General features: G+C 38.9%; 4 protein-coding genes. All 4 read right to left on the bottom strand.

The window, feature by feature from the left end; translation table 11 throughout:
- Positions 1–117: 117 nt before the first annotated feature.
- Complete coding sequence (locus tag D0T60_RS16280) at positions 118–2,478, bottom strand: polysaccharide biosynthesis tyrosine autokinase (protein WP_163219190.1); 2,361 nt, start codon at positions 2,476–2,478, stop codon at positions 118–120.
- A gap of 58 nt (positions 2,479–2,536) precedes the next feature.
- The gene (locus tag D0T60_RS16275) at positions 2,537–3,325 is read right to left on the bottom strand and encodes a polysaccharide biosynthesis/export family protein (protein WP_163219189.1); all 789 of its coding nucleotides are present in this window, start codon (positions 3,323–3,325) and stop codon (positions 2,537–2,539) included.
- 2 nt (positions 3,326–3,327) lie between these two features.
- Positions 3,328–4,479 carry an MraY family glycosyltransferase gene (locus tag D0T60_RS16270; RefSeq protein WP_163219188.1) on the bottom strand — a complete coding sequence of 384 codons (1,152 nt, stop codon included), beginning with the start codon at positions 4,477–4,479 and terminating at the stop codon, positions 3,328–3,330.
- Positions 4,480–5,441: 962 nt separating this feature from the next.
- Positions 5,442–6,539 carry a TlpA disulfide reductase family protein gene (locus tag D0T60_RS16265; RefSeq protein ID WP_163219187.1) on the bottom strand — a complete coding sequence of 366 codons (1,098 nt, stop codon included), beginning with the start codon at positions 6,537–6,539 and terminating at the stop codon, positions 5,442–5,444.
- Positions 6,540–6,626: the final 87 nt, after the last annotated feature.

The raw sequence follows: 6,626 nt of genomic DNA, 5'->3' as shown, positions 1-6,626 counted from the left end.
ATCCATAGCTATTATTGTTGGTGAACCTAACAAAGGTAGCTATAACCCACAATTTACATTACCTTTGGCGACGAGTTTTTGTCATGGGTGTTTCATATAATATTTTTTTAATTTCAATTATTTGCCATAATATCCATACCCATACCCCCCATACCGCCCATACCGAGCCGTTACATCCACCCCATTCAACAACACCGCCATATTATTCAACTTATTCTCACTATACATCCTCTCCAATTCCGGCAACATTCTCTTATCCAATAGTCCTGCCCTGATAATAAACAGCGTCATATCCACCAATTTACCAACAATCGAAGTATCTGCCACAATCTCAACCGGAGTACAGTCAATCAATACATAGTCGTATTGCTTTTCCAATGTATTCAGTAATAATTGCAACCTTTCGTTCAATAACAATTCTGTGGGGTTGGGGGGGAATACACCCACCGGAATAATATCCAGTTTCAACTCTCCGGACCCTTTTACTATAATTTCGTTTATATTGTCGGTTAAGCCAGCCAGGTAGTTCGACACCCCCTGTTTGGGAGAGTTTACATACGCACTAAGTGCTCCCCTGCGCATATCCAAGTCAATAGCAATTACCTTTTTTCCGGCTAAGGATAAACTTACCCCCAGGTTGGCAGTAGTAAATGTTTTACCACTACCCGGATTAAACGAAGTAATCATAATAATTTTGCTGTTTTCCTGATTCCCCTTCATAAAGTTGAGGTTGGTACGTATAATGCGGAAAGCTTCATTAATCTGGTCTCTGTTTTTCTCTTTTACGGCAATGGTGGTAGAAGTTGTATGGCCCTTTTTCAAAAGCGATTTCTTACCCGTTTCAGCAAGAGGAATCTCACCCACGTATGGAAGAGACATGCCATCCAGATCTTTCTTTAACCGGATTTTGTTGTTTAATGATTCCAACAAGAATAGAATAACAGCCGGAATAAGTAAACCTATTGCCAGTGCCACTAGCAAAATATTTCTTTTTACTGGCGCAGTGGGAAAGTTACTTCCACTCGGCATATTTATTACCTTGGTATTGTAAGCTGTAAACGCTTGCGACAATTCGTTCTCTTCTCTTTTCTGCAATAAATACAAATAGAGTGCCTCTTTTACCTTCTGTTGGCGTTCAACCGAAAGCAGGTATTTGGCCTGATTGGGGCTGGAAGCAATATGACGATTGGTTTGTGTATCAGAACGCCGAATGTTACCTATCTGCTTGTCTAATGTTGTAATGGAATTATCCAACGAACTAATAACCGACTGGCGCATAGAAACCAACGATTGATTCAAATCGATAACCAAAGGGTTCTTTTCGCTACTGTTGGCCAACAGATTGTTACGTTGAAGCAGTGCGGAATTGTATTCGTTTATCAGGCTTCCGATATTTGCATTTTCAATACCCGCATTGGCAGGCAGAAGTTGATCTTTCTGCTTGGGATCGTCCATATACTCGCGTATAAACCGGGTGATGGACAATTGGTTCTCTAATTCGAATATTCTGGATTTGTTTTCGCTTGATTGTGCCATGAACATGGTTGATACAGCCTGTACATCGGGCAAAAGATTCTTGCTTTTGAAATTGGAAATATCATCATCTACATGTCCCAACTCGGCTTCTATAATAGCTAACCGATCGTCGATAAATGCAGAGGTGCTGATGGCTACCTGGTTTTTGTCTTTAATCCAACTCTCGTTGTACACCTGAATCAAGGTATTTAAAATATCTTCGGCCCGGCGAGTAGACACATCTGTAATCCTCAAGTCGATAATAGACGACTTATCGTCTGCCATATTTACCGCTAATGCTTCGCTAAAGATTTTGGATGTGGATTGTATCCCTGTTTTGGAAAATAATATATTTGTTCCAACACTATTTTCTGAATAGTACAATGTAGGCTGTATACAAATAGTACCCCAGACTGTGGCAATAGAATCGCTCAAGGCACCTTCTGTAGACTGACTATCTACTTCTAAATCATTCAACATCATCTCTGTCAACCGAAATTTTCTGTCCGGAAGTAATTCTATGACACACGAAAATGACTGGTTTTCACTCACATTCCCCAAACCAATCGTACAAGGGGTTTGTGTGTAAAGTTCCCGTTTACGCAAGCCTTCTCTAACTTTATAGCTATAATCCAGTTTTAGCCGACGTACCACCTCTGTCATTAGCGATGGAGATTGAAAGGTATGCAATTCATTTATAATGTTGGTATTCGATTTAAAAATCCCCAAATCGGCAAATGCCGCATTCTCCGCGCTAACACCTCCTCCATTGGAATTGTCTTTTATCAGTATCGATGCTGAACGTGTATATACAGGTGATGTTTTGGCCAAATAAAAGAGAGCCACCGAAAGCGAAACAACAACAGCAATCACAAACCAATACCATTTGTTTAAAAATATATAGAATAAGTCTTGAATACGAATAAAGTCGTCAGCTTGTTTGTTTAGGTTATTTTGAACCATGAGTTAAGAATTACGAATTACGAATGATGAATTACGAATTGTTATGTGATTCACTATTCTACTTAAAGATTAATACACCTAAGGTTGTTAAGAATGATGCAATAGATATCCATAACGAAACAGATTTAACATTGTTATCATTCACGGTTGATTGTCCGGCCCTTACTGTGTTGGGTTGTACATATATAACATCATTTTGTTTTAAATAAAAGGCAGGAGAGTTAAACAAATCGGTCGACCGCAAATCCACCTGATGGGCAATGCGGGTGTTGTTTTCTTCTCTGATAACGACAACTCCATCCCTTTTTCCATAAATGGTAAGGTCGCCGGCCTTGCTAATGGCTTCTAATAGGGTAATGTTGTCTCTGTCAATGGAATATTCGCCGGGGCTTTTTACTTCTCCCTGTACGGAAAAGTGTAGATTCATAAATTCAACAGTTACAACCGGGTCTTTAATTAAATCTTCTTCCATTATTTTTGCTTTGATGAACTGCGCCAGTTGTTCGCGCGTTTTATCTTTTACATTTAAATAGCCCAGTACCGGGAAATCTATGTTGCCCTTATTATCCACTGTATATCCTAAAATTTCCCCATTTGAATTGGAACTTCCTGATGAGGTTCCCATTCTGTAGTTAGCTCTAGGCAGGTTAAACAACAAAGCCAACTGCGGATCTTTACTGGATACCACAATTGATATCATATCTTTGGGTTGGATAGTTATATCCGTTTTGTTTGTGATTTGTTCAAGTTGGTTTATTGGCATATCCTGCAAGTACAAAATCTTTTTCGAGGTACCGCAAGATGCAAGTAGCATACCAAATAATAAAATGGTTAAAACTTTATTCATTTTTATTTCGTTTTCGTCATTGATTCATTGTGTGCTATGGCGGATAAATCCTTTGCCTCCAAATGCCCCCTTTTATAATTCAAAAACATATTCTCTACAACCCCCAATACCACATTAATAGCCAATAATATATTCACATTAACTGCCTGATGAAGACAAACGTTCACCATCAGGTGAAACAGCGTAACTCCCCCCAGCACCAAACATACTTGCTTATGCGAACATCCCAAACCAAGTAATTTATGATGAACATGATTTTTATCCGGATAAAATACCGGTTTATGTTGTATAATCCTAACCGCAAACACCCGGATGGTATCGAACAAAGGCACAAACAGAACCGATGCGGCAATAATTACAGGCAGCGGGTTATCCGGTGATTTATAAGGAGTAAGCATACAGCAGCGAACAACAAGGAATGAAATTACATACCCCAAAACAAGTGATCCTGTATCGCCCATAAATATTTTCCTGTTAGTGGAGAAATTAAAGCGCAAAAAAGGTATTAATATTCCCACCACACTAAACGATAAAAAACTATATGTATAAGTACCCGTCATAAACAAACCGGTGCCCAGAACAATAGCAGCAATAGATATCAGTATGGCAGCCAACCCATCGACACCATCAATCAGGTTAATGGCATTTATAATAGCAACAGTTAATAGCAATGTAAACGGAACTCCAATTACGGAAGGTATTTCCTGAATGCCAAGTATGCCATAAAAGTGGTTTATCTGAATTCCCGAACAAACCAAGCATACAGCAGCAATAAGCTGTAGTATAAATTTATGCGAATAACGTACACCAATCAAATCGTCTTTAACTCCGGTTAGCATCAATATAAATAAGCCACAAAAGAAGAAGGAAGATGATAAAATAAAGACCGGATCAAAAAAAGATACCTGATCAGGGAATAACAAAGTCAGCACACCCAATACCGGTAACACACTTAATACAATAGCTGGAGCAAAAGTTACTCCGGCCAACCGGGGGATTGGGTTTGAATGTACCTTTCGAAAATCTGGTGTATCAAAAAGACGTTTCTTTTTGGAAATTAACAGCACTCGTGGTATTAATAACGATTCGATAAGAATAGCCAATAAAAAGACCATTACACAACCTACAAGGGTGTAATAGTTAATATCATTCACCCACATAGTGTACTTATTAATTGTGATTGATAACTTCGGAGACAACCGAAGTCAAGATGGAATAGCGTGCAGCTACTAAAATAGCGCCCGCAAAAATAACTTATTTTTCTTTGAAGATTTCCGTGCATTATATAACCTTATTATTCTACTTTAAAACCTACTAAACAGACGCAAATCATTTGCGTCTATATTTCAGAGTCAGCATGAAGTAAAAGGTCTTTTGCAGGAACGCTTCGCGTTTTGGACGAGACATTTAATCTCTACCAAAACGTAAATTATTCAGAATAAAAATTTATTAAAAGGAGCGAATAATTATTTTTTAATCGTCCGTTTAATGATGCAAAGTTAAAGTTTCTTTTTGATATGGCAAAATATTCTGCTAAAACATTTAAAAACTATAATTAAGAATATTCATAATTGGGTTAAAATGATGACCAATAAACGGACATTTTTTGACGCACAACACATTCAAATTAAAAGATTCCATGGGTTAGGTTTCTTTTAATATTAAGCCTACAACCATTTGTAAACTCGTATACTCACAAAAAAAGACCCGGGTGTTTCAGGTCGAAACACCCGGATCTTTTCGTACAAAACACCCGGGTCTTTTTGCTTCAAAAAGCTGCCGCGTTAGGTGCGTGATTGGTGCGTTAGGTATTTTTGCTCACCTAACGCACCCTAACACACTGACTGAATGAGAGTTAACCCACAAGTGCGTTAGGTGCGTTAGGTTTTCGCCTAAAATTCCCTGTGTAACTGGATGAAAGTATTTAGGCAGAAAATCTACCTAATAATTCAAACAGTCTACTTTCATACTGCTTAAAAATTTGTAATCCTTTCAGGTTAAAATTGGCTTTGGAACGGCCGTGGCACTGTTTTGTCACGGGCGCGGCAACATTTTGACACGGCCGTAGCAGTATTTTGTTGCGGCCGTGGCAATATCTTGGAACGGCCGCGACAACTTACTTCAGCAGCTCTGCCAATTTCTCCTGCACTTCATCACCGCTCAAGCCACGAGCCAGAATTGTTCCTTCACCATCCAATAGCATAAGATGAGGAATACCACGGATTACATACTCTTTGACTGCTTCCGACTGCCAGTATTTCAAATCCGACATTTGCGGCCAGGTGATATTCAAATCGGCAATACCTTTTTTCCAGGCTTCTCCATCGCGATCGAGAGATACACCTACAATTTCAAAGCCTTTGTTTTTATACTTAGCATAAGCATCTACTAATTTAGGCATTTCGCGACGACAAGGTCCACACCAGCTTGCCCAGAAGTCAACCAATACGATTTTGCCTTTACCGGCATAATCGGATAGCTTGATGGGGTCTCCGTTGGGAGTTAACATATCCAGGTCTACAAATTGATTGCCTTCTTTAGTAGCATTGGCTTTTGTTACACTTTCTTTTAATGTAGCAATGCTTTCTTTGTTTTGAAGTTCGGCAGGCATTTTATCTAATAAGTCTCCCAGTTCCGAATGGTCGATATATCCTCCAAACTGTTCCAACAGGTAAACGCTCAAAGGAGAAGTTATATTCAACTCTACTTGCTCTTTTACTACATTAATCATTTCTGCCTGAAGAGACTGCATCTCAATCATCTTAGCTGCTCTTTCTTCTTCGGCCAGTTCCGATTGCACCAATGCTCCATAAACTTCTCTTTGTTTACCTACTACAATTGCCATTTCATCTTTAAACACCTGATAAGCATCGTTAAGCGGTGTACCTGTCACTGTAGAAGCGTCTGGCTTAAGCGTAGCATTTATCTTTCCGTTTTCCAAAAAGAAATCCGCAAAAGCCGGAGCAACCTCATCTTCATAAACGATATAGAGATTGACAGTAGAATCCTGAGTGCCCTTAAAAGTAAACTTCCCTTTGGAAATAATAGCCATATTAAGTTTTTCAGGGTCTCCTCCTTGTCGGGGTTTCATCACATACACTGTATCACCATCCGCTGCACCTTCCACAGTACCGGTTATGGTATAACCATTACCACCGCCACAAGAGGCTAAGCCTACAGCTGCAACAGTAAACAGACAAAATAATTTCTTCATTTTTACTTTTTTTGATTAAAATTTATCGAGCAAAGATAGGTTATTTTTCAATTCATATTGTTATGTATCAATGAAATGTATAACTTT

The sequence above is a fragment of the Bacteroides sp. 224 genome, from assembly GCF_010500995.1.
GTDB lineage: Bacteria > Bacteroidota > Bacteroidia > Bacteroidales > Bacteroidaceae > Bacteroides.
This window is presented reverse-complemented; position numbering and strand designations above follow the sequence as displayed.